This window comes from Pseudomonas sp. NFACC32-1 (assembly GCF_900101215.1).
GTDB lineage: Bacteria > Pseudomonadota > Gammaproteobacteria > Pseudomonadales > Pseudomonadaceae > Aquipseudomonas.
Genome location: NZ_FMUL01000005.1, coordinates 51,255 through 72,989 on the forward strand (window position 1 = coordinate 51,255; position 21,735 = coordinate 72,989).

15 protein-coding genes, 4 tRNA genes and 2 pseudogenes are annotated in these 21,735 nt (G+C 61.1%); 13 read left to right on the forward strand and 8 right to left on the reverse strand.

The annotated features are described in order from the left end of the window. Positions 1 to 8 precede the first annotated feature (8 nt). Entirely contained in the window at positions 9 to 548 is a 540-nt protein-coding gene (locus tag BLP99_RS10065; protein WP_072393964.1) for a TetR/AcrR family transcriptional regulator, read from the reverse strand. A gap of 105 nt (positions 549 to 653) precedes the next feature. Between BLP99_RS10065 and BLP99_RS10070 the strand changes: the two genes are divergently transcribed. From BLP99_RS10070 to BLP99_RS10080, 3 genes are all read left to right on the forward strand, one after another. Beyond that, positions 654 to 1,847 carry an MFS transporter gene (locus BLP99_RS10070; protein ID WP_072393961.1) on the forward strand — a complete coding sequence of 398 codons (1,194 nt, stop codon included), beginning with the start codon at positions 654 to 656 and terminating at the stop codon, positions 1,845 to 1,847. A gap of 101 nt (positions 1,848 to 1,948) precedes the next feature. Next, positions 1,949 to 3,097 carry a TDT family transporter gene (locus BLP99_RS10075; protein WP_072431626.1) on the forward strand — a complete coding sequence of 383 codons (1,149 nt, stop codon included), beginning with the start codon at positions 1,949 to 1,951 and terminating at the stop codon, positions 3,095 to 3,097. Between the two features lie 100 nt (positions 3,098 to 3,197). Beyond that, a complete protein-coding gene (locus BLP99_RS10080) occupies positions 3,198 to 5,072 on the forward strand; it encodes an MFS transporter (RefSeq protein ID WP_092180256.1) in 1,875 nt (624 codons plus the stop codon). Between the two features lie 103 nt (positions 5,073 to 5,175). Here BLP99_RS10080 and sugE read toward each other — a convergent pair whose 3' ends face one another. The 3 genes and pseudogenes from sugE to rdgC all read right to left on the reverse strand — a co-directional run bounded on the left by sugE (position 5,176) and on the right by rdgC (position 7,639). Further along, positions 5,176 to 5,490, reverse strand: a complete 315-nt coding sequence (sugE, locus tag BLP99_RS10085; protein WP_003204587.1) for a quaternary ammonium compound efflux SMR transporter SugE — start codon at positions 5,488 to 5,490, stop codon at positions 5,176 to 5,178. Between the two features lie 117 nt (positions 5,491 to 5,607). Continuing rightward, positions 5,608 to 6,575: pseudogene (locus BLP99_RS10090) on the reverse strand (bile acid:sodium symporter family protein). A 143-nt stretch (positions 6,576 to 6,718) separates the two neighbouring features. Continuing rightward, complete coding sequence (gene rdgC / locus BLP99_RS10095) at positions 6,719 to 7,639, reverse strand: recombination-associated protein RdgC (RefSeq protein ID WP_072393949.1); 921 nt, start codon at positions 7,637 to 7,639, stop codon at positions 6,719 to 6,721. A 160-nt stretch (positions 7,640 to 7,799) separates the two neighbouring features. Between rdgC and BLP99_RS10100 the strand changes: the two genes are divergently transcribed. From BLP99_RS10100 to BLP99_RS10115, 4 genes are all read left to right on the forward strand, one after another. Continuing rightward, positions 7,800 to 7,875, forward strand: a tRNA-Val gene (locus BLP99_RS10100). 20 nt (positions 7,876 to 7,895) lie between these two features. Further along, positions 7,896 to 7,972 (forward strand) — tRNA-Asp (locus tag BLP99_RS10105). Between the two features lie 173 nt (positions 7,973 to 8,145). Beyond that, positions 8,146 to 8,221 (forward strand) — tRNA-Val (locus BLP99_RS10110). A 17-nt stretch (positions 8,222 to 8,238) separates the two neighbouring features. Continuing rightward, positions 8,239 to 8,315, forward strand: a tRNA-Asp gene (locus BLP99_RS10115). Positions 8,316 to 8,411: 96 nt separating this feature from the next. Here the strand turns inward: BLP99_RS10115 and BLP99_RS10120 are convergent. Both BLP99_RS10120 and BLP99_RS10125 read right to left on the reverse strand, forming a co-directional pair. Continuing rightward, on the reverse strand, positions 8,412 to 9,548 hold the full coding sequence (locus BLP99_RS10120) for a catalase family protein (protein ID WP_076406444.1): 1,137 nt from the start codon (positions 9,546 to 9,548) through the stop codon (positions 8,412 to 8,414). A gap of 31 nt (positions 9,549 to 9,579) precedes the next feature. Next, entirely contained in the window at positions 9,580 to 11,385 is a 1,806-nt protein-coding gene (locus tag BLP99_RS10125; RefSeq protein WP_092180258.1) for a di-heme-cytochrome C peroxidase, read from the reverse strand. Positions 11,386 to 11,653: 268 nt separating this feature from the next. Here BLP99_RS10125 and BLP99_RS10130 point away from each other — a divergent pair, with 268 nt between their 5' ends. The 6 genes and pseudogenes from BLP99_RS10130 to BLP99_RS10155 all read left to right on the forward strand — a co-directional run. Next, positions 11,654 to 12,367, forward strand: a complete 714-nt coding sequence (locus BLP99_RS10130) for a BamJ family beta-barrel-assembly machinery protein (RefSeq protein ID WP_072393940.1) — start codon at positions 11,654 to 11,656, stop codon at positions 12,365 to 12,367. A gap of 292 nt (positions 12,368 to 12,659) precedes the next feature. Beyond that, positions 12,660 to 13,115 carry a YkvA family protein gene (locus BLP99_RS10135; protein ID WP_072393937.1) on the forward strand — a complete coding sequence of 152 codons (456 nt, stop codon included), beginning with the start codon at positions 12,660 to 12,662 and terminating at the stop codon, positions 13,113 to 13,115. Between the two features lie 114 nt (positions 13,116 to 13,229). Continuing rightward, positions 13,230 to 13,571: a helix-turn-helix domain-containing protein gene (locus tag BLP99_RS10140; RefSeq protein WP_072431647.1), complete on the forward strand. Its 342-nt coding sequence runs from the start codon at positions 13,230 to 13,232 to the stop codon at positions 13,569 to 13,571. Continuing rightward, entirely contained in the window at positions 13,568 to 13,939 is a 372-nt protein-coding gene (locus BLP99_RS10145; RefSeq protein WP_003179080.1) for a hypothetical protein, read from the forward strand. The genes BLP99_RS10140 and BLP99_RS10145 overlap by 4 nt, the downstream gene beginning before the upstream one ends. After that, complete coding sequence (locus BLP99_RS10150; RefSeq protein WP_072393934.1) at positions 13,939 to 14,340, forward strand: SEL1-like repeat protein; 402 nt, start codon at positions 13,939 to 13,941, stop codon at positions 14,338 to 14,340. The genes BLP99_RS10145 and BLP99_RS10150 overlap by 1 nt, the downstream gene beginning before the upstream one ends. Before the next feature lie 361 nt (positions 14,341 to 14,701). Beyond that, positions 14,702 to 17,680, forward strand: a pseudogene (locus BLP99_RS10155) (DUF6531 domain-containing protein); the annotation flags it as partial. Positions 17,681 to 17,686: 6 nt separating this feature from the next. On the opposite strand, the gene BLP99_RS10160 reads toward BLP99_RS10155, so the two are convergent. Next, positions 17,687 to 19,465: a bifunctional diguanylate cyclase/phosphodiesterase gene (locus BLP99_RS10160; protein WP_072393931.1), complete on the reverse strand. Its 1,779-nt coding sequence runs from the start codon at positions 19,463 to 19,465 to the stop codon at positions 17,687 to 17,689. 126 nt (positions 19,466 to 19,591) lie between these two features. Continuing rightward, entirely contained in the window at positions 19,592 to 21,670 is a 2,079-nt protein-coding gene (locus BLP99_RS10165) for a carboxy terminal-processing peptidase (protein WP_176776501.1), read from the reverse strand. Positions 21,671 to 21,735 lie beyond the last annotated feature (65 nt).

A 21,735-nucleotide genomic window follows, 5' to 3' on the forward strand; every position in this document is an offset into this window, starting at 1 on the left:
GTCGCAGGCTACCGAGCCAAGGCCAGATCGATCAATCGATACAACTCTTCGACCTCCAGCGGAGCGGTCGCAAAGAGAATGCGAAACACCGTCGGCGCCACCACCACATTGATCAGCCGCTCGATGCCCGGGTTTGGCGCCTCGGGATAGCGATCCAGGATGATCTGCAACTGAGCGCTGATAATCCCCACGCAATGCCCAGGCGTAGCGCAGGCCTGGATGTCGCGCATCATGTTGCGCCCGGGTTCGGAGCTCATTTCGTCCAGATACTGCTCGGCCCAGGCGCGCAGGTCGCCGCGCAGACTACCGGTGTTGGCTGGTTCGCTGTCGGGGCGCATGCGGGCGATGGCGACGTCTGCCAGCAAGGCAGCCAGATCGCCCCAGCGCCGGTAAATGGTGGACGGCGTCACGCCGGCACGCGCGGCGATCTGCGGCACGGTGAGGGTGGCGCGGTCCTGCTCCTGGAGCAGGGTGCGGACCGCCGAATGAATCGACTCCTGGACCCGGGCGCTTCGACCGCCGGGGCGTAAACCTTCTTTAATAGCCATGCAGCGGACCTTAACACAAAGAATTTGCTTTAAGCACCCATCGGTAGCACACTGCGCAAAAGCAAAAAATTAGCTTTTGCGGATGATCCCTTGCGGAGTGTGCCCATGTCTCGTCCAGCTTCGACCCGTGCCAGCCTGATTTTCCTGGCCATCACCTTGCTCGGTTTTCTCGCCGCTTCCAGTGCGCCGACGCCGTTGTATCACCTTTATCAGGAACACATGCAATTCTCCCCGGCGATCCTGACGCTGATCTTTGGCGTATATGCGTTCAGTCTGCTCGCCGCCTTGCTGACGGTGGGGTCGCTGTCGGATTACCTGGGGCGCAGGCCGGTGATCTTTGTGGCGTTGTTGCTCAACATATTGGCCATGTCGCTGTTCATCAACGCCGACAGCATCGGTTGGCTGATCTGGGCCCGTCTGATCCAAGGTTTCGCCACCGGCATGGCCACCAGCGTGCTTGGCGCTGCGCTGTTGGATTTCGACCGCCGCCAAGGTCCCTTGATCACCAGTCTCGCACCCTTGCTCGGCATGGCCTTTGGGGCCTTGGGTTCTGGCCTGTTGGCGCAGTACGCCCCATTGCCGCTGGAACTGGCCTACTGGATCCTGCTGGGGTTGTTCCTGCTCCAGGCCGCTTACCTCTGGCGCCTGGCCGAAAGCGTCAGTCCGCAGCCCGGGGCCTGGCAATCCCTGCGTCCGACCTTGCATGTCCCTGTGCAGGCGCGGCGGGCGTTATGGCTGGTATTGCCACTGAACCTGGCGGCCTGGGCAGTGGGTGGTTTCTATCTGTCCTTGGCCCCGTCCCTGGTTCGCGCGGCAACCGGATCGACCTCCAACCTGATGGGGGGCGCGCTGGTGGCGGTGCTGACCCTGACGGGGGCATTGTCCATCTATACGCTGCGCAACCAGGGAGCGGACAAAATACTGCGTCTTGCCGCCGGCTTATTGATGAGCGGCCTGGCCCTGGTGTTGATCGCGGTGCATGGCGGCAGCCTGCCGCTGTTTTTCCTCGGTACGCTGGTGACCGGCAGTGGTTTCGGTGCCGGCTTCCTGGGCGCGTTGCGCAGCATCATGCCGCTGGCTTTGCCCCACGAGCGGGCTGGCTTGATGTCGGCGTTCTATGTCCTCAGTTATCTGGCTTTCAGTCTTCCATCATTGCTGGCCGGAAACCTGACCCGGGTGTTCGGATTGATCGCCACCACCGATGGCTACGGCGCCATATTGATGTTGCTGGCCGCCGGAGCGTTATGGGGGCTGCTGCGTCAGGCGCAGGGTAGGGCGGTGGAGCAACGCAGTGTGTGACTTATCTATAAAATAGATTAGCTATAAAAAAATTACCCGTTATATAGATATTCAATTCGGATCTAGCATGGCTCCACCTCATTCGAGGACAGGAGTTCGCCATGACATGCTGCACCGAAAGAAATCGCTTGCGCCCATTGAGCCATTTGCCCAGGCCGTTGGAAGCCATTCGCCAGTTCACCCCGAACTGGTTCGCCGTGACCATGGGCACCGGGGTGCTGGCCCTGGCCTTGGCCCAGTGGCCGGGAGGAGGATCCGGGCTGCGCCTGCTGGGTGAAGGACTGTGGCTGTTCAATGCCGCGTTGTTCGTGCTGTTCGCCGGCCTGTACGCCGCCCGTTGGGTGTTGTTCTTCGATGAGGCGCGGCGGATCTTTGGGCATTCCACGGTTTCGATGTTCTTCGGCACCATTCCCATGGGGCTGGCAACCATCATCAACGGTTTGCTGGTGTTCGGCTTGCCTCGCTGGGGGGAGGCAACAGTGCCCATTGCCGAAGTCTTGTGGTGGATCGACGTGGCAATGTCGCTGGCCTGCGGCGTGCTGATTCCATTTCTGATGTTCACCCGTCAGGAGCACCGGATCGACCAGATGACCGCCGTTTGGCTGCTGCCCGTGGTGGCCGCCGAGGTGGCGGCTGCCAGCGGCGGGCTCCTGGCACCGCACCTGGCGGACGTGCATTCGCAATGGGTGATGCTGGTCACCAGCTATGTCCTCTGGGCGTTCTCCCTGCCCGTGGCCTTCAGCATCCTGACGATTCTGCTGTTGCGCATGGCCTTGCACAAACTGCCTCACGAAAACATGGCGGCCTCGAGCTGGCTGGCCCTCGGTCCGATCGGTACCGGTGCCTTGGGCATGTTGCTCCTGGGCAGCGAAGCGCCAGGGATATTTGCCGCCAACGGCTTGCCGGGCGTCGGCGAAATCGCTGCCGGGTTGGGCTTGGTGGCGGGGATTACCCTGTGGGGCCTGGGCTTGTGGTGGATGTTGATGGCGGTGCTGATCACCGTCCGCTATCTGCGCGACGGCATCCCGTTCAACCTTGGTTGGTGGGGGTTCACCTTTCCCCTGGGGGTCTACGCCCTGACGACGCTGAAGCTGGCGAGCCTGTTGGGCCTGGCGTTCTTCACCGGGTTCGGTTGCCTGCTGGTGGTATCGCTGTTGCTGATGTGGCTGATCGTCGCCCGTCGTACCCTGCTGGGGGCATGGCACGGTGAGTTGTTCGTGTCGCCCTGCATCGCGGGGCTGGCGAAATAATTGCCCGGCCCCTCCAAAGCGGCGTGTCGTGGGGTAATGTGTGGCCTGGATCGAAAAACGTCATTCCAATAAGCGTCCAAGCCACTCAGGTACATGGAAGATGAGTCACTCGTCACAGTTCACCTTGCTCCGCAAGCGGCGGTTCCTGCCGTTCTTCATCACGCAGTCCCTTGGGGCGTTCAACGACAACGTGTTCAAGCAGTCGCTGATCCTCGCGATCCTCTACCGGCTGACCATCGAGGGTGACCGTTCGATCTGGGTCAACCTCTGCGCGCTACTGTTTATCCTGCCGTTCTTCCTGTTCTCGGCATTGGCGGGGCAGTTCGGGGAAAAATTCGCCAAGGATGCGTTGATTCGTCTGATCAAGCTTGGCGAAATCGTCATCATGGCAGTGGGCGCAGTGGGGTTTCTGTTCGACCACCTATGGCTGATGTTGCTGGCGTTGTTCGCCATGGGGACACATTCCGCGCTGTTCGGGCCGGTAAAGTATTCGATCCTGCCGCAAGCGTTGCACGAAGACGAGTTGGTCGGTGGCAATGGCCTGGTGGAGATGGGCACTTTCCTGGCGATTCTCGCCGGTACCATCGGCGCGGGGATCATGATGTCCTCGACTCATTATGCGCCAGTGGTGTCCACGGCGATCGTCGGTATTGCCGTGCTTGGCTACCTGGCCAGTCGCAGCATTCCGAGGGCAGCGGCGGCTTCGCCGCAGATGCGCCTGAACTGGAACATCTTCAGCCAATCCTGGGCCACCCTGAAGCTGGGGTTGGGCCAGACCCCATCGGTATCCCGCTCCATCGTCGGTAACTCCTGGTTCTGGTTCGTCGGGGCGATTTACCTGACGCAGATTCCCGCCTATGCCAAGGAGTGGATGCACGGGGACGAGACCGTGGTGACCTTGATCCTGACGGTGTTTTCCGTGGGCATCGCCCTGGGCTCGATGCTCTGTGAGCGCTTGTCCGGGCGCAAGGTCGAGATCGGCCTGGTGCCGTTCGGTTCGTTCGGCCTGACAGTGTTCGGGCTATTGCTATGGTGGCATTCCGGTGCGATCCCCGACAGCGTCGACGGCCACGGTTGGCTCCAGGTACTGGGATTCGGACACGCCTGGCTGGTGCTGATGGACATCCTTGGCCTCGGCATCTTCGGCGGTTTCTACATTGTGCCGCTGTATGCCCTCATTCAATCGCGAACCGTTGAAAATGAACGGGCACGGGTCATCGCCGCCAACAACATCCTCAATGCCTTGTTCATGGTGGTTTCGGCGATTGTATCCATCGTCCTGTTGAGTCTGGCCAAGCTGTCGATACCGCAGCTGTTTCTCGTGGTTTCGCTGCTGAACGTCGGCGTCAACGCCTACATCTTCAAGATTGTCCCCGAGTTCAGCATGCGCTTCCTGATCTGGCTGCTGAGCCATTCCATGTACCGCGTGGAGCATCGCAACCTGGAGGCGATCCCCGATGAGGGGGCGGCGCTGTTGGTCTGCAACCACGTGTCTTTCGTCGATGCGCTGTTGATTGGCGGTGCAGTGCGTCGGCCGATTCGCTTCGTGATGTACTACAAGATCTACAACCTGCCGGTGCTGAACTTTATCTTCCGTACCGCCGGGACGATTCCGATTGCCGGGCGTCAGGAAGATATCCACATCTACGAAAAGGCCTTCACCCGAATCGCGCAGTACCTGAAGGACGGTGAGTTGGTGTGCATTTTCCCTGAAGGAAAACTGACGGCTGACGGTGAGATCAATGAGTTCAAGAGCGGGCTGACACGCATCCTCCAGGAAACCCCGGTGCCGGTGATTCCCCTGGCATTGCAGGGCCTGTGGGGCAGCTTCTTCAGTCGCGACCCGGCCAAAGGGCTGTTTCGTCGGTTCTGGTCGCGGGTGACGCTGGTGGCGGGTTCGGCGGTCGCGGTCGAGGCGGCAACGCCTTCGAGTTTGCAGGCGTTGGTGGGCGATTTGCGCGGCACTGTCCGCTAGGGCAGAAAAACTGTGGGAGCGAGCTTGCCCGCGATTGCAATCTGTCTGGCGTTGATGTCACAGGCAAACCGCTATCGCGAGCAAGCTCGCCCCCACGGGTCGATCAGGCGCTGACCTTGAGCCCGATCAACCCCGCAACGATCAATGCCACGCTGGCCAGGCGAACCAGCGCCATTGATTCGCCGAACAGAATGATCCCGGCGATCACCGTGCCCACGGCGCCTACGCCCGTCCAGATCGCATAGGCTGTGCCCAGAGGCAACTCCTTCATGGCAAGGCCGAGCAGGCCCAGGCTGATGGCCATGGCGGCAATTGTCAGTGCCGTGGGGAGAGGACGACTGAACCCGTCGGTGTACTTCAGGCCTACGGCCCAGCCGACTTCGAACAGGCCAGCAAAAAATAGAATGATCCAAGACATCAGACACCTCATCGATGGATGGGGTCGTCCCCGGATTCAAGACTCAATCGAGTAGCGGGGTCGTCCCCGCAGTGGAAGGATAGAGTGCCCATGATCGGGCACTCGATCAAGCCTGACTTAATCGGCTGTTTGCCGGGTGCCGAGGGTTTCGCCGTCGCGCTTTTCGCTCATGCGCCGGAAGTACGTCGAGAGCAGCGCTCCGGAAATATTGTGCCAGACGCTGAACAGCGCACTGGGGACCGCCGCCAGTGGCGAGAAATGCGCACTGGCCAGGGCCGCGCCGAGGCCGGAGTTCTGCATGCCCACTTCCAGCGCCAGGGTCTTGCGCTGGGCCAATGGCAGGCCGAACACGCGGGCGGTGAAATAGCCCAGCAGGTAACCGAAGCTGTTGTGCAAGATCACGATAGCCATGATCAGCAGGCCGGATTCGGCAATCTTCGCCTGGCTGGCTGTCACCACCGCCGCCACGATGATCACGATGCTTACCACGGATATCAGCGGCAGCACTTCTACGGCATGGCGAACCCGGGCGCCTAGCAGGCGTTGCGCAACGATGCCCAACGCGATCGGCAACAGCACGATTTGCAGGATCGACCAGAACAATGCCGAGAACGATACCGGCAGCCAGGCCGAGGCCAGCAACCAGATGAGCGCTGGGGTCAACACAGGTGCGAGCAGGGTTGTGATCGCGGAAATCGCCACGGCCAGGGCCAGGTCCCCACGAGCCAACCAGGTCATGACATTGGACGACGTGCCGCTTGGGCAACATCCCACCAGAATCACGCCGACCGCGATCTCCGGTGGCAGGCTGAACACCTGGCACAGCAGCCAGGCGGTACCGGCATGATCACGAACTGGGCAATCACCCCCAGGGCCACACGGCCTGGATGACGGGCCACTTCGGCGAAATCCTCCAGCTTCAGGGCCAGGCCCATGCCGAACATCACCAGGCCCAGCAAGGGGACGATGGCAACTTTAAGGTCGACGAACCATTGCGGTTGGAAGAATGCCAGCACCGCGAAAAACAGTACCCAGTAAGCGAAGGTATTGCCGACAAAGCGACTCAATGCAGCCAGTGCGCGCATGACCTGATCCTTATTATCAAGAGCATCGAATACTGATGTGGGAGCAAGCTTGCTCGCGATTACGGAGTGTCAGTCAACATATCGGTGACTGCCATGTCGCTATCGCGAGCAGGCTCGCTCCCACAAGGGTAAGCCGTTGCGTTTTAGATCCCCTGCGCAATCTCTTCCCCGCCCAGGGCTTCGACCAGGGCCGGCAGGAATTCGCCGAACGTCAGCATCATCAGTGTGAAACTGGCATCCAACTGGCCCAGGGCTTCGTCGCCGCCGTCCTGTTCCGCCTGGTCTTGCAGCAGATCCTCGAACTTCAGGCGCTTGACCACCATCTTGTCGTCGAGCACGAAGGACAGCTTGTCCTGCCAGGCCAGCGACAATTGGGTCACCACCTTGCCAGTGTTCAGGTGCAGCTGGATTTCGTCGCTGGTCAGGTCCTGGCGCTTGCAGCGCACGATGCCACCGTCCTCGTGGGTGTCGCGCAATTCGCATTCGTCCAGCACGAAGAAATCGTCCGCGGCTTTCTGGGTCTTGACCCAGTCGGTCATGATGGCGGTGGGGGCTGTCTTGACCGTCAATGGACGCACTGGCAGCGAGCCGATGACTTCGCGCAGGGTGGAAAGCAGGTCTTCGGCGCGTTTCGGGCTGGCGGAGTTGACCAGGATCAGGCCCTGCTTCGGTGCGATGGCGGCGAAGGTGGACGAACGACGGATAAAGGCGCGAGGCAGGAACGCCTGGATGATCTCGTCCTTGAGCTGGTCCCGCTCTTTCTTGTAGACCTTGCGCATCTGTTCGGCTTCAATTTCCTCGACCTTTTCCTTCAGCGCATCGCGCACGACGCTACCGGGCAGGATGCGCTCTTCCTTGCGCGCGGCGATCAGCAGGAAGTCCTGGCTGACATGCACCAGCGGCGCGTCCTCGCCCTTGCCGAATGGCGCGACGAAACCGTAAGTGGTCAACTCCTGGCTTGCACATGGACGCGCCAGTTTGCTGGCCAGTGCAGTTTCCAACGCCTCGGCATCAAAAGGCAGATCTTGGGTCAGGCGATAGATAAGCAGGTTCTTGAACCACATGGGGTGAATCTCTCCTTTATACAAAGGGGGGCATTATTCTCTTCGCGGCGCCATAGGCCAACCCTTCGCTAAGCCTTTGGAAGGCCTGAGAAAATTAATTTAAAAAGTGCTTGCCAGTCGTGAGGGCGCTCCGTAGAATGCGCGCCACACCGAAAGCGAAGGGTGATTAGCTCAGCCGGGAGAGCGTCTGCCTTACAAGCAGAATGTCGGCGGTTCGATCCCGTCATCACCCACCATTTCGCTTCAAGTGTTACGCGCAGCGGTAGTTCAGTCGGTTAGAATACCGGCCTGTCACGCCGGGGGTCGCGGGTTCGAGTCCCGTCCGCTGCGCCATATTCGGTTACCTGGAACACTGAACGCCAGGTCACCACGAAAAGCCCGCTAACGCGGGCTTTTTGCTGTTTGCAGTTCCTGTGGTGCGCATCGATCGCGGTTTTTATTTTTTGCTAATTAAATCAGCACATTACGAAAAACTGTGAGAAAATGCGCCCCGCATCGAAAGTACAGGGTGATTAGCTCAGCCGGGAGAGCGTCTGCCTTACAAGCAGAATGTCGGCGGTTCGATCCCGTCATCACCCACCAAGCTTTCAATGTTACGCGCAGCGGTAGTTCAGTCGGTTAGAATACCGGCCTGTCACGCCGGGGGTCGCGGGTTCGAGTCCCGTCCGCTGCGCCATATTCGATTACCTGGAACGCTGAACGCCAGGTCATCTGCAAGAAGCCCGCTTAACAAGCGGGCTTTTTGTTGCCTGGCGTTTGGCGCGACCGGCCCTTATTGCTCGGCATTACGGGTGTGACGGTAATCGCTGACCGCCTCGTATACCGCCTTGCGCAGCCGATTGATCCCGCCGATGGGGCGATGGGCCTCGATGCCGAACCAGGGATTGAAGGACAGGTTGTCACAGGCCAGGTTCTGCTTGGGGGTGTCGAAGTCCTGGGCGGGCACCTTGATCCGTGCCACCGTCTCGAACGGGGCGTCGCTCTCCCGCCATTCGATACTGGTGTCTTCGATCGGCATGTATTTGCTTGGGTCCTGGCGCTGGATCTGCAGGACGAAGCACGCTGGCACACGGTCCGTGGACAGTTGCTGGTTCAATGCACTGCGTAGAAAGTTCGGCAGGTCCTGGTTTTGTGGCGGCAGGGTGTATTCCGGGCAGTTGCCTGGATCCGGCGCGACACGGAACTTCGCGTTGGCCTCGCCGAACTTGTAGGGCGATACCGAGAAATACGTTGTCTGGGTCGGGCTGGCGGGCGGTGGCGAGAGGGTTGCCAGGGCGATGAACAGATGGCGAATCTGCCACGTGCGTGGATCGATGCTTGGAAAAAACGCCATGGCCTTTTTGCCGTCGGCCTGGGCGGCTACGTTCTGACGGTATTCGGCGACATCGCTGACGAAGAAGTTCGGATGATTGAACATCACGAAATCCTGTTCAGCCTGGGATTGCCGTTCTGCCAGCAATTGCCTGCCCGGCACGTTCAGCAATTTGATGGCCATTCCGCGGGCATCGCGCAAGCTGTCGAACTGAGGGTAGGCGTTGCCGTTGGACAGCCGCATGGTTGCCTGCCAGACCTTCCCCGGTTCGGCGAATACGCCCTGGCGCAAGGGGGCGGCCAGGTCGGTCGGTACCTGGACTTCGGCCATCACGCAGCCGTGGGCCTTGGCATGGGCGTCCCGCAGATAACGAGTGCCTTCGCGATGCTGATCGACGATGCGAATGGCGGTCTGGATGATGTCCTGGGTCATGGCGGTTTCGCCCGGCGGCATCTGTTCCTTGTCCGGGACCGGTCCGCTGTGTTGCCAGGCGAACCAGGCCGTGGCCAGGGCCCAGCCGAGCAGTCCCATGCCCAGCAGCCACAGGAGCATCTTGCCCAGAAAGGCGCCGAGGCGCAGCCAGAGCGTGATCAGCATGGGTCAATCCTTTTGCCTGAAAAGTTCATCATCACAATTGCGACTCCAGTGGCCCGCCGAGCACCTTGAGGTATTCCAGCAGCGCCCAGCGCTCTTGCGGCTGCAGCAGGCGGCCAATCACACCGTTGCCGCGTTCGCCTGCGCGGAATTCGTGGCCGCTGTTGTGGTTGCCGGTGATCCGGGTATCGAAGACAAAACCGTTGGTGAAGGCCTCGGTGCGATAGCCCAGGTGCCGTGGATCGTATTCGAAGCTGCCTTTATAGAAGGTGGTCGCCCGCTCGGCCTGGGGCGAGAGCAACTGATAGATCGTCGGTACCGAGCCGTTGTGCAGGAAAGGCGGCGTGGCCCACACGCCGGCCAGCGGACGAGCCTTGTAGGCGCGCAGTTCGCGCACGCCAATGGGCAAGCCGAAGCCATCCAGTGCCGGACGCTCCTCTGGAGTCACGCCGGCGTCGCGGTAAGCCCGGTTTTCGACGAATGCCGTGACGTAGGCCAGGCCCTTGGCGACCGAGAGCTGGCTCATGTCCAGCGGTTGCGTCGGGGTAGGGTGCAGTTGCACTTCCAGTTTCGCCAGTTCGGCCGGGTCCCATTGCAGGCTGGTCAGGTCGAAGCGGTGATCGGCGATATTGTTGGCGGTGCCCGGGTCGGTGCCGATGACCTTCACGGGCAGCATGTGCAGTTGCTGGACCGGCCTGTCGGGACCCTGGACCACTTTGGGCACGTGGCAACCGGCGCAGTTTTCGGCGAACAGGGCCCGGCCTTTGGTGGCCAGGGGTTTATCGACCGGGCCCAGCAATGCTTCCGGCCAGACCGGCGGCTTGAGCAGTTGCAGCGTCTCTTCGATGGTATGCAGGTCGCGCACGCGCACGCTGGACGGGTAGCGCGCATCGCCCTGCAGCGGCTTGCCCTGGGCGTCGAAGAAATTCAGCGTGGCACCGACGCCCAGGGCTTCGCCGACGTTGCGGGCCATTGGCTGCTGGGCCGAGCCATTCCACTGCACCCAGTCGAATGTCCACATTTCCCACAGTTGCGGGTAATCCACCGGCGCGTCCGCGACGCGGTAGTTCTTCGCCGAAATGGCATCGCCGAAGCTGGCGTTGGCGATACGGCCAAAGGCGTCGGTACGGCCGGGCCCTTCCTCGGTGGGATAGAGGCCACGATGGGTGTCGTTCCATGCGGTGCGCACGAAAGTGTCCAGGGAGTCCTTGAAGGCCTCGCGTAGTTCGTCCTTGCGGGCATCATAGTCCTGGCCCAGCACCTTTCGGGCGAAGCGTTCGAATTTCCAGGGGTTGTAGTAGGTCGACGCCAGGCTGGCGACCAGGGCCTGTCCAAAACTGCCGCCGCGCAATGTCGGGACGCTGGAGGGCAATACGTGCTGGGCCGAGCCGCCATCGATCCTTATTGCCTGGCCCTTGAAATGCAGTTCACCGGTGTGACACGCGGCGCAGGTGATATCCAGGAACTGCTCGCTGCTGCCAGCGTTCTGGTGCCGGGTGAAGCCCACCGGCAGATTGCCTGGGTTTTGCGGCGAGGGCTTCTGCGCCGGGTCCACCAGAAAGCCGAAGCGCGCCAGGTATTGCGGCGAGGCGAAGCGCTCTTGCGAAAACGGCAGCTCCAGCGCGGTGAACCAGTCGTAGCGCAGGCCTTTGACCTGGGTTCCCTGCGGAGTGAAGTAATACGTCTGGCGCTCGGCGGCGCTCCACTGGTCCAGGTAATGCACCTGTTCGACCGGGGTATAGAAGGGGAGGCGAGGGTTGGCGACGTAATAAAGCACTACGGCCACTGCGACAAAAAGCAGCACGAGGATCAACAATAGGATGCGGGAGAGAAGGCGCACGGTAACGTCCTTGTTTTTTTGATAAGCCCTTATGCCTCAGAGGCGCGTGGCCGGCAAGTGGCCATTATCGTAGGGTTGCGAGTCGCGGTGATTTGTCGCTATGCGCCCTGGATAACGGAGCCTTAATCGGCCCAGGATCAAATTGCGTTTGCACGCCTGAACTTATCACTGGTTTGTGGCTCACATGCCGGTAGCCATTGGTCGTGGCCGCCTGATAAGCTCGCGGCTTTACTCGATTGCCCTTTAGGCGCATGAACAAGGAAATAGCATGAAACAGCATCGGTTGGCGGCGGCGGTTGCCCTGGTTGGCCTGGTCCTCGCAGGTTGCGACTCGCAGACCAGCGTAGAGCTGAAAACCCCGGCGCAGAAAGCTTCCTACGGTATTGGCCTGAACATGGGCAAGAGCCTGGCTCAGGAAGGCATGGATGACCTGGACTCCAAAGCGGTCGCCCAGGGCATCGAAGATGCCGTCGGCAAGAAAGAACAGAAGCTGAAAGACGAAGAACTGGTCGAAGCCTTTGCCGCGCTGCAAAAGCGTGCCGAAGAGCGCATGGCCAAGATGAGTGAAGAGTCGGCGGCCGCCGGCAAGAAATTCCTCGAAGAGAACGGCAAGAAGTCGGGTGTAACCACCACCGCTTCTGGCCTGCAGTACGAAGTGGTCAAGAAGGCCGACGGTCCACAGCCCAAGCCGACTGACGTGGTGACTGTCCACTACACCGGCAAGCTGATCGACGGCAAGGTGTTCGACAGCTCCGTTGAACGTGGCAGCCCGATCGACCTGCCGGTCAGCGGCGTGATCCCGGGTTGGGTCGAAGGCCTGCAACTGATGCATGTCGGCGAGAAGTACAAACTGTACATCCCGAGCGACCTGGCTTACGGTGCCCAGAGCCCGAGTCCGGCCATCCCTGCCAACTCCGTCCTGGTGTTCGACCTGGAACTGCTGGCAATCAAGGATCCGGCAAAAGAAGACGCAGCCAAGTAACCGCGTCTGATCTCAACGAAAACGCCTCGCTCATGCGGGGCGTTTTTGTATGCGGGCGCCGGCAACATCAAAAAAACGAACGCATGCCGCAGGCGGCAGTCATAGGCATTACAGGCGCCGCGCTAGCCCCAGTCGGCCGGTCAAGTCAATGAAATATTGGGTTTTTTTAGTGAGTAAAAAACGCCCGATCTAAGCCGGGCCCTTGTGCAACGGGGGCTTCAGCGGTGAAATGCAGGTCTGTTCACAAGGTTATCCACAATTTGTGTGGATAACATTTCAGTGGGAAGAAGAAATGAAGGCACCGTGGAATTTTGCCCGATTCCTGCCTTTGGCGGGGCGCTTGCTGGCTCGCGGTCGATTGCCGACGCTGTTGTTTGCCGTGGCCAGCAAGAGTGCCCGGGAGGGCGGTCGCCTGGGTCGGCTCAAGGATGACCTGCGTCTGCTGCAGGCCTTGTGCCTGGCTTACTGGCGTGGTGAGTACCGGGCCGTGAGCGCCAAATCGCTGCTGTCCATCGTGGCAGGCCTGATGTATTTCCTCAGCCCCCTGGACGCCATACCGGACCTGCTGCCTATGTTCGGCATGTTCGATGATATCGCCGTGCTGGCATGGATCATGAAAAACCTCGATGCCGAGCTCAGTGCCTTTCGTGCCTGGCGTGATCGACAACTGCCCGAGAAGCTCGTGCGGGTCGAAAGGCTTCCGGACACCCCGGAGCAGCTTCAACTCGAAGGTCAGAAAAAAAACTGATCCTGTTGCATTTTCCTCATGGATTCATCGCCCCGCGACCTTAGCCACTATTTAGGATTACACTTCCTAGGAAAAAAGCTGACTCGCTAAGTGTTGTTGTCCTACGGGGTAGTCATGGATATTCAGATAATCACGCGCGACGGAGAGCCCGAGTATGCGGTTTTACCGTGGGATCAGTACCAATCATTGTTGAAAGCCGCAGGCATCCATCAAGCACCGCCGCACGAAGCCACGGTCCATCCGGCGGCGACACCCGGTCAGGACCTTCCTGGTCTGGATCAATTACGCAGTTTGCGCGAAGGGAAGGGCATCGCCATCGAGGCGCTGGCCCGCACGGTAGGAATCAGCCCGTCTTATCTGGCCATGATCGAAAGCGGCGAGCGTCAGCCCGATGCCGCGATTCGGCGTAGTCTGGCCTGGGAGTTGACGGTGCCAGGTTGGAGGGATGAATCGTGAGTGTACGCATCAGTCGACAGCATTGGGATGGATTGCTGGGGGAACTGGACCAGGCGCGCCGCCAGCGCCATCTGTTGACGTATCGGGCGTTGCTGGAGCGCTTGCAATTGCCCAGCCCGGCCATGCAGACCCTGACCGCGGCCCTCGAGCATCTGGCAGCGCTGGATGCCCGGGCCGAGCAGCCTCTGCGCAGTTCGCTGGTCATCAGCCAGGGCGCCAGCCGGTTGCCACGCACGGGGTTCTTCGAGTGCGTCGAGCGCCTTGGGCGCTTCTCCGGTCCTTCCGATGGTGTGGCCGCTGCCTCATGGCATGCCTCCGAAGTGGTCCGGGTGTTCGAATACGAGTATCCCGAGTCGGCGGAGGCCTGATGTTCTGGCGTATCAAGGCACGGGCCGGTTACTGGCTGGCGCGCCGACTGTTCCACTGGCCATGGTTCGTCCGCCAGCCTCGCGGCTGGGCGTGGCTCGAGGGGCAATTTTCCCGCATGGCGAACCTGGGCGATGTCGGTGCCCAGAGTTTCTATGGCCATATCCTCACCTTTCGCGGCCAAGGGCTGGGCGCCCGGGCCGAAGGTATTCGCCTGTTGCGGCTGGCGGCCTTGGCGGGGGATGGCAAGGCGGCCTATCAGGTCGGCGTGCTCAGCATGACCGGAACGGTCGGCAAGGCGCCGGACCCGGTCGAAGCGGCGCGCTGGTGGGCGCTGGCGGCGAAGGCCGGACATCCGTTGGCCGAGGACCGGCTCCAGAAGCTCGAAGGCCACGACCTGTAGACTTATCCACAAGGCAGGCGCAGCGTGCGAGCCTCGGTGGATGGGTCGTTGTTCGCTCTGGTGAATTTAAAGAATCGCCCTACATCCACCGCTTCTTTCGCTGACTTATTTCCCCTGTTATCCACTGCAAAGTCTCGCCCTTCCTGAGTGCTGCGAGACCTTTGCCCATGTTCGACCGGTTTTCCCTGCGGGCCCTTTTTCGAGCCGCGTCCTGATGGAACAGATGCGTCGTATCGAGGAAGCTGTCGACAGTTCCCAAGGCACCCTGACGGTTTGCCACGAGCAGCCTTCGCTGATGGGCATGGAGCGGCTGATCCGTTTCGCTGGACGTCCCCCGATAATCAGCACGGCGGCCTTGCCTTGCACCCGCGGCGGCCAGCTGTCCTTGGTCACGGGCGAGGGATTGCTGAGCCTTGACGACGGTCAGCTCGATGGCCGGATGCCGTTTGTCTTCACTCGCATGTACCGCAGCGGTGCCGCCGATCAGGACCTGGGCCTGGGACGTGGCTGGAGCCATGCCCTGGCGCATCGCTTGCGGCTTGAAGACGGGCAAGTCATCTGGATCGACCACGAAAACCGTCGGACGACCTTTCCCCTGCCCAGCGTCCAGCGCCCGGCGATTCAACATGGCCTGGTCCACGCGGCGATTTACCTGGGGGGCGAACCGGATGAGATGATCATTGCCCAGCCGGGTGGGCAAGCACCTTTCCTGCATTTTCGCGACGGCCAACTGATCGCCCTCAGCGACCGCTACGGCAACCGCCTGACCCTGCAGCGCAACATCCATGGCGATATCAGTCGCCTCGACAACGGTGTCGGACGCTGCCTGCGCCTGCGTTACGAGCAGCGCCACCTGGTGGCCATCGACTACCAGAGCTTCCATCCGGCCCTGACCCTGGACGACGCCTGGCGTACCGAGCAGACCTTGATGTCCTACCGCTATGACGGGCGCCTGCGACTCATCGAAGCGACCAATGCCGCCGGTGAGAGCGAGCGCTACGACTACGACGACCAGCACGTCATCCTCCAGAGGCAACTGGCCGGTGGCGCGAGTTTTTTCTGGGAGTGGGAGGGGGCCGGGAAGTCGGCCCGCTGCGTGCGGTATTGGGCCTCGTTCCCGCAGTTGGACATCCGTTATCGCTGGGGCGAGGGCGGTTGCGTCACGGTCCGACACCTCGACGGCAGCGAAGAGGCGTACATCCACGACGAGCAGGCGCGTCTGGTGCGCAAGGTCGATCCCGATGGCGGCGAGCACCTCAAGGCCTACGACGAACAGGGGCGTTTGATCGCTGAGCAGGATCCCCTGGGCGGCGTCACCGAATACCGTTACGACGAGGACGGACGGCTGGCAGCGCTGATTCCACCGAACGAACTGCCTACGACCTACGAATACCGCAACGGTGTCCTGTACGCCAAGGCGCGCGGTGATGCGAGATGGACCTACCGGTGCAATGCCCAGGGTGACGTGATCGAGGTCATTGACCCGGGTCGACAAAGTACCGGTTATGCCTATGACGCTCACGGACAGTTGTCGGCGATCCGCTATCCGGACGGCGGCGAACACCGCTTCGCTCGCGATGCTCTGGGGCAGTTGGCTGAAGAAACCTTGCCAGATGGCAGTCGACGGGCGTTTACCTACGACCTCCTCGGGCGTTTGCTGACCTGCCAGGACGAACACGGTGGCTTGACCCATTATCAATGGGACGCCGTGGGGCGCCTGCTTCAGGCGACCTCGCCAACCGGTGCCAGCCGCGCCTGGCACTACAACGCCTACGGCAAGATCACCCGTGAACGCGACGAACAGGGCCGCATCACCCATTACGAATATGCCGATGATTGGCCCTTGGTCAGCCGACGCATCAACCCCGATGGCAGCGAGCTGCACTACCGATATGACTCGGCGCGGTTGCTACTGACCGAAATCGAAAATGAATCCGGGGAAAAATACCAGCTGGACTACACCCCCGGCGGCCTGATCCGACGGCAAGTCGGCTTCGACGGCCAGCGTACGGACTACGTCTATGACCTCAACGGAGGCCTGCTGGAAAAAACCGACTTCGGCGTCGATGGCAGCCAGTGGCTGACGACCTACCAGCGCGACGCGGCCGGGCGGCTTCGGGTCAAGACCTTGCCCGACGGACAGTCGATCCAGTACCGCTACGACAGGCTGGGACGGCTGGCGGAGGTCAGCGATGGCAGCGATCACCCGCTGGTCTTCGAGTACGACGCCCAGGACCGGCTGGTCGCCGAACATCAAGGCCAGGGCACCCTGCGTTATCGCTACGATACCTGCGGGCGGCTCGATCGCATGGGCTTGCCGGACAACAGCCAGGTCGATTTCCATTACGCCGCAGGGGGGATGCTCACTGCCATCGACCTCAACGGTGAGCGCCTCACCGAACATCGTTACCGGGCCGGTCGCGAATGGCAGCGTCAACAGGGACTGCTGCTCAGCCACTATGACTACGATGACCAGGGCCGTCTCAGGGCTTGTACGGTGCAACAGAACCGGCAGTCCTTGTTCTGGCGCGCTTTTACCTACAGTGCCAAGGGAAACCTTGAGGTCATTTCCGACAGCCATGATGGACAGTGCACTTATCGGTACGATGGCTCGGATCGGCTGATCCGCATCGAGCGTGGCCAGGATGAGCCGCCGCAACCCTTCGGCCACGGCCCGGTTGGCAATCTGCCGCAGGGCCCTTACCCGCCCAGCCTCGAGGACAACCGCCTGCCCAGCGAAGGCGACCACCACGCCGACTACGACGCCTTTGGCAACCTGATCCGCGAGCGTCACGGTGAGGCTCACGTCCTCCTCACTGAATACCGGTATGACACTCAGCATCGCCTGATCGGCGTCACCACGCCGGAAGGTCGCGAAATGTCCTACCGCTACGACGCGTTTGGCCGACGCATCAGCAAGACCGTCGAAGGCCTGACCACTAGGTTTTTCTGGCAGGGGGATTTCCTCGTCGCTGAAAGCAGTCCGCGCCACTACCGCAGCTACCTCTACGAGCCCGGCACCTTCCGCCCACTGGCGATGCTCGACGGCAAAGGCCTGAACAGCTGCCCGTTCTACTACCACCTCGACCATCTGGGGCTGCCCCAGGAACTGACCAACTATGGCGGCCAGATCGTCTGGTCGGCGCGCTACACCGGCTACGGCAGGGCCTGTGCGATCGAGCACGGCGGCGGCGAAGAGCTGGAGCAGCCGCTGCGTTCGCACGGCCAGTACTTCGACCCCGAGACGGGTCTGCACTATGATCGGCACCGCTACTGCAATCCTGAAACCGGCCGCTACCTGACAGCCGATCCGAGCCAACTGGCGGCTGTGTTCGGTGGGGTGTCGCTATACGGTGGCCACGTCCACATCCTTCGCAGGCTCTGCCTCGACCAGGTACACGCTGCCTCCGGCCATGTCCTTGGCATGATGCTTGGCCTGTGAAGCCAGTTCCGCCAGCTGGCTGGCGTCCAGCTCCTCGCACGCCTCCGACCGCAGATACACCACCCCGATGGACAGTGACAACAACGCAAACTCCTGGCGGACCCCTTGCCGGTTCAGTGCGGTAAAGCATCCCGCTTCCAGGTGTTCGGGGCGATAGAAGCGCCGGCAGTGGGTCTGGAAGTCGCTCAGAAGCTGGTCCAGGCGCTTGCGCCAGTCTTCCGGGCCAAGGACCAGCAGGAAGTCGTCGCCGCCGATGTGGCCGACGAAGTCGCGGCTGGGGTCGATGCGTTCGTTCAGGCATTGGGCCAGGCACAGCAGGACTTCATCGCCTCGGCCGTAGCCATAGATATCGTTGAAGGGTTTGAAACTGTCGATGTCCACGTAGCAGATCACCGATTCCTGCCGTTGCTGCAGCAGGCGGGTCAGGCATTGCTGGATGGGGACGTTGCCCGGCAGCAGGGTCAGGGGGTTGGCGTAGCGGGCCTGCTGGATTTTCAGCTCGGTGATGAGCTTGAGCACGTCGATCACCCGCCCCAGTCCCAGGTAACCGCCGTTGAGGGTGATGATGAAGTCTTCTTCGATGCGTTGCCGGGCGCGGCTGGTGATGAGGCGGCTGACCTGCTGCAGCGACTGGTTCAGCTCCACGGCCAGGAAGTCATCGCTCATCAGGCGGCTGATGGGTTTGCGGGCGAACAGGTCGGTGGCGAAGGGCTTGAGCAGGGCGTCCGAAAGCGAATGGCGATGGACGATGCCACAGGGGTGGTTCTGGTTGTCCAGTACCGCCAGGGAATTGAGGTTGGCCTGGCGCCGAAAGGCCTCCAGCACTGTGGCCGTGGGAGTGTCGTGAGCCACGGCCGGTTGTTCGTTGAGCAAGGCCCCGAGGTCGTTGACCTCATCGTTCAGCGATACTGCGCCGCTGTCCTGCCTGGGCATGAGCGCCCTGGCGTCCCGGGACGGCTGCTCCTGGGGGCGGGCCAGCAGGTAACCCTGGACCAGGTCGACGCCCATCTCGATCAGTACCGCCAGTTCCTCGGGCAGTTCGATGCCTTCGGCGATGACCTGCGACCGTGAGGTGCGGGCGATCTTCAGGATCGAACCGACGAATTCGCGCTTGAGAGCGTCCTGGTGAATGCCATCGATGAAATGCCGATCGATCTTCACATAGTCGGGCCGCAATTCGGACCACAGTCGCAGGCTCGAATAACCAGCCCCCAGGTCGTCCAGGGCGATGGAAAAGCCCATGGCGCGATAATGATGCAAGGCGGTCTGCAGGAGCTGGAAGTCGTCGATGGGGGTTTGCTCGGTCAGTTCGATCACCACCTGGCTGGGTGGAATGCCGAAATCCTGCAACAGCTGCAATGTGCGGCCGGTCTGGTGCGCCGACTCCAGCAGCGATTCGGGCGAGACGTTCAGAAACAGTTTGCCCGGCAGTTTCTGCTCGTTGAAACGCTGGCAGGCGCTGCGCCGGCAGGCCAGTTCCAGTTCACTGAGCCGTCCGGCCTGGCGTGCCACGGAGAGCAGGGCGATGGGGGAGTGCAACGGGCTGTTGGACGGTCCGCGGGTCAGGGCCTCATAACCCACGATGCGTCGTTCGGAAAGGCAGATGATCGGTTGGAACAGGCTGTGCAAACCGCTTTGAGTCAGGATTGAACTCAAGGCACCCAGCTGTTCGGTCGTGGTCATGGCTATCTCTGGCGAAAAAAAAGGACTGGGCGCCTCCCGCTGGGGGCGCCCGGTCCTGTATTTCACGACAGAATGATGTCAGTTTGATGACGCTCCGAGGAGCGGTAGCATTAAATGGCTATCACCTTAATGTTTCGCGACCGCCGTGTTGAGTTTCAGGTAATCCAACAGGATTCGCCCGGTCTCGCTCAGGTAGGCATCGTCTTCCGGCTTGGTTTTTTCCGGCTCGGTGATGAGGTCTTCGTCCTCTTTCTTCAATTCCTTGAGCGGTTCTTCACCCTTGGCCTTGCGGCGCAGGTTTTCCATCGCCAGTTGCTTGGCCTCGATGTCGGTGTGTTGCGCGCGACGCTCGGTTTCGTTGAGGGTGACGGTCTTCTCGGTCATCAGTTTCTGCGCCAGGGCCAGCTTGTCGCGGATGAACACGAATTCCGCGTCCTGGGCCGTGCGGGCGTCATGCTCGGACTTGAGCTGGGCCAGGAACGGCTTGAACGGGTCCACCGCCGGTTTGATCGCCGGCCGGATGGTGTCCCACGGCATGGCTTCGGGCAGGGCGCTTTCGCCGATTTCCTTGGTGTCGATGATCGACGGGTAATCGATATCCGGCAGCACGCCCTGATGCTGGGTGCTCTGCCCGGAAACCCGGTAGAACTTGGCCAGGGTCAGTTTCAGCTCGCCATGGTTGAGCGGCTGGATGGTCTGCACGGTGCCTTTGCCGAAGGTCTGGCCACCGATGATGAGCGCCCGGTGGTAGTCCTGCATGGCGCCGGCGAAGATCTCCGAGGCCGAAGCCGACAGGCGATTGACCAGCAATGCCATCGGGCCCTTGTAGAACGCGCCCGGGTTTTCGTCTTCGAGCACATCCACCCGGCCATCGGCGTTGCGTACCAGCACGGTCGGGCCCTTGTCGATGAACAGGCTGGTCAGCTCGGTTGCTTCCTGCAGGGAACCACCGCCATTGTTGCGCAAGTCGATGACCACGCCGTCGACCTTTTCCTTCTGCAATTCGGTCAGCAGTTTCTTGACGTCGCGAGTGGTGCTCTTGTAGTCCGGGTCACCGGCGCGGAAGGCTTTGAAATCCAGGTAGAAGGCCGGGATCTCGATGATGCCGAGCTTGTAGTCCTTACCGTCCTGCTTGAGTTTGAGGATCGATTTCTTCGCGGCCTGTTCTTCCAGCTTCACCGCTTCACGGGTAATCGACACGACCTTGCTGGTCTGGTCGTTCGGGGCATTGCTGGCCGGGATGACTTCCAGGCGCACCACCGAGCCTTTCGGACCACGGATCAGCTTGACCACTTCGTCCAGGCGCCAGCCGACCACATCGACCATTTCCTTGTCACCCTGGGCGACGCCGATGATCTTGTCCGCCGGGCTTACCTGCTTGGTCTTGTCGGCGGGGCCTGCCGGCACCAGGCGCACGATTTTCACCTGGTCGTTGTCGCTCTGCAGCACCGCACCGATGCCTTCCAGGGACAGACTCATGTTGATGTCGAAGTTTTCCGCGTTATCCGGCGACAGATAATTGGTATGCGGGTCGTAGGACATGGCGAAGGTGTTGATATACGCCTGGAAGATGTCCTCGGCGCGGGTCTGGTCCAGGCGTGCCAGCTGATTCTTGTAGCGCTTGATCAGGGTTTCCTGGATCTGCTTGGGTTCCTTGCCAGCGATCTTCATGCGCAGGACTTCGTCCTTGACGCGTTTGCGCCACAGGTCGTCCAGTTCGGCGGTGTTTTTGAGCCAGGGGGCGTCCTTGCGATCCACCAGCAAGGTTTCCTTGGCATTGAAGTCGATTTTGTCGACGCCTTTGTTCAGTTCGGCAAGGGCGTAGTCCAGACGCGCTTTCACGCGATCCAGGTAACGTTTGTAGATGATGAACCCTGCGTTCAGGTCGCCGCTCTTGAGGAAGTCGTCGAACTGGGTTTTCCACTTGTCGAATTCGGCGATGTCGCTGGCCAGGAAATAACTGCGCGACGGATCGAGCAGCTTCAGGTAGCTGTCATAGATGATGACGGAGCGTGCATCGTCGAGGGGAGGCTTGCTGTAGTGATGGCGCTTGAGCAACTCGACGACGTTAAGGCTGGCAATGACCTCGTCGCGATCGGGTTGAAGCTTGTCCCAGCTGTTGGCTGCGAACGTATCGCTCGACAGCGGCAACAGACCGAGGCCAATGACAAGCGCAAGGGCGGTGCTGGGGAACAGGTGCTTCATACTGATTCGACGCAGGGACAATTGATAACGCATATTAGGCCGTCTTTGAAGTCGCCGGTTCCATG

What these genes read in the sequence shown, in the direction of transcription:
- BLP99_RS10065 (WP_072393964.1), bottom strand. Translation starts at nt 548, where the DNA reads ATGGCTATTAAAGAAGGTTTACGCCCCGGCGGTCGAAGCGCCCGGGTC.
- BLP99_RS10070 (WP_072393961.1), top strand. Translation starts at nt 654, where the DNA reads ATGTCTCGTCCAGCTTCGACCCGTGCCAGCCTGATTTTCCTGGCCATC.
- BLP99_RS10075 (WP_072431626.1), top strand. Translation starts at nt 1,949, where the DNA reads ATGACATGCTGCACCGAAAGAAATCGCTTGCGCCCATTGAGCCATTTG.
- BLP99_RS10080 (WP_092180256.1), top strand. Translation starts at nt 3,198, where the DNA reads ATGAGTCACTCGTCACAGTTCACCTTGCTCCGCAAGCGGCGGTTCCTG.
- sugE (WP_003204587.1), bottom strand. Translation starts at nt 5,490, where the DNA reads ATGTCTTGGATCATTCTATTTTTTGCTGGCCTGTTCGAAGTCGGCTGG.
- rdgC (WP_072393949.1), bottom strand. Translation starts at nt 7,639, where the DNA reads ATGTGGTTCAAGAACCTGCTTATCTATCGCCTGACCCAAGATCTGCCT.
- BLP99_RS10120 (WP_076406444.1), bottom strand. Translation starts at nt 9,548, where the DNA reads ATGCTGATCACGCTCTGGCTGCGCCTCGGCGCCTTTCTGGGCAAGATG.
- BLP99_RS10130 (WP_072393940.1), top strand. Translation starts at nt 11,654, where the DNA reads ATGAAACAGCATCGGTTGGCGGCGGCGGTTGCCCTGGTTGGCCTGGTC.
- BLP99_RS10135 (WP_072393937.1), top strand. Translation starts at nt 12,660, where the DNA reads ATGAAGGCACCGTGGAATTTTGCCCGATTCCTGCCTTTGGCGGGGCGC.
- BLP99_RS10140 (WP_072431647.1), top strand. Translation starts at nt 13,230, where the DNA reads ATGGATATTCAGATAATCACGCGCGACGGAGAGCCCGAGTATGCGGTT.
- BLP99_RS10150 (WP_072393934.1), top strand. Translation starts at nt 13,939, where the DNA reads ATGTTCTGGCGTATCAAGGCACGGGCCGGTTACTGGCTGGCGCGCCGA.
- BLP99_RS10160 (WP_072393931.1), bottom strand. Translation starts at nt 19,465, where the DNA reads ATGACCACGACCGAACAGCTGGGTGCCTTGAGTTCAATCCTGACTCAA.
- BLP99_RS10165 (WP_176776501.1), bottom strand. Translation starts at nt 21,670, where the DNA reads ATGAAGCACCTGTTCCCCAGCACCGCCCTTGCGCTTGTCATTGGCCTC.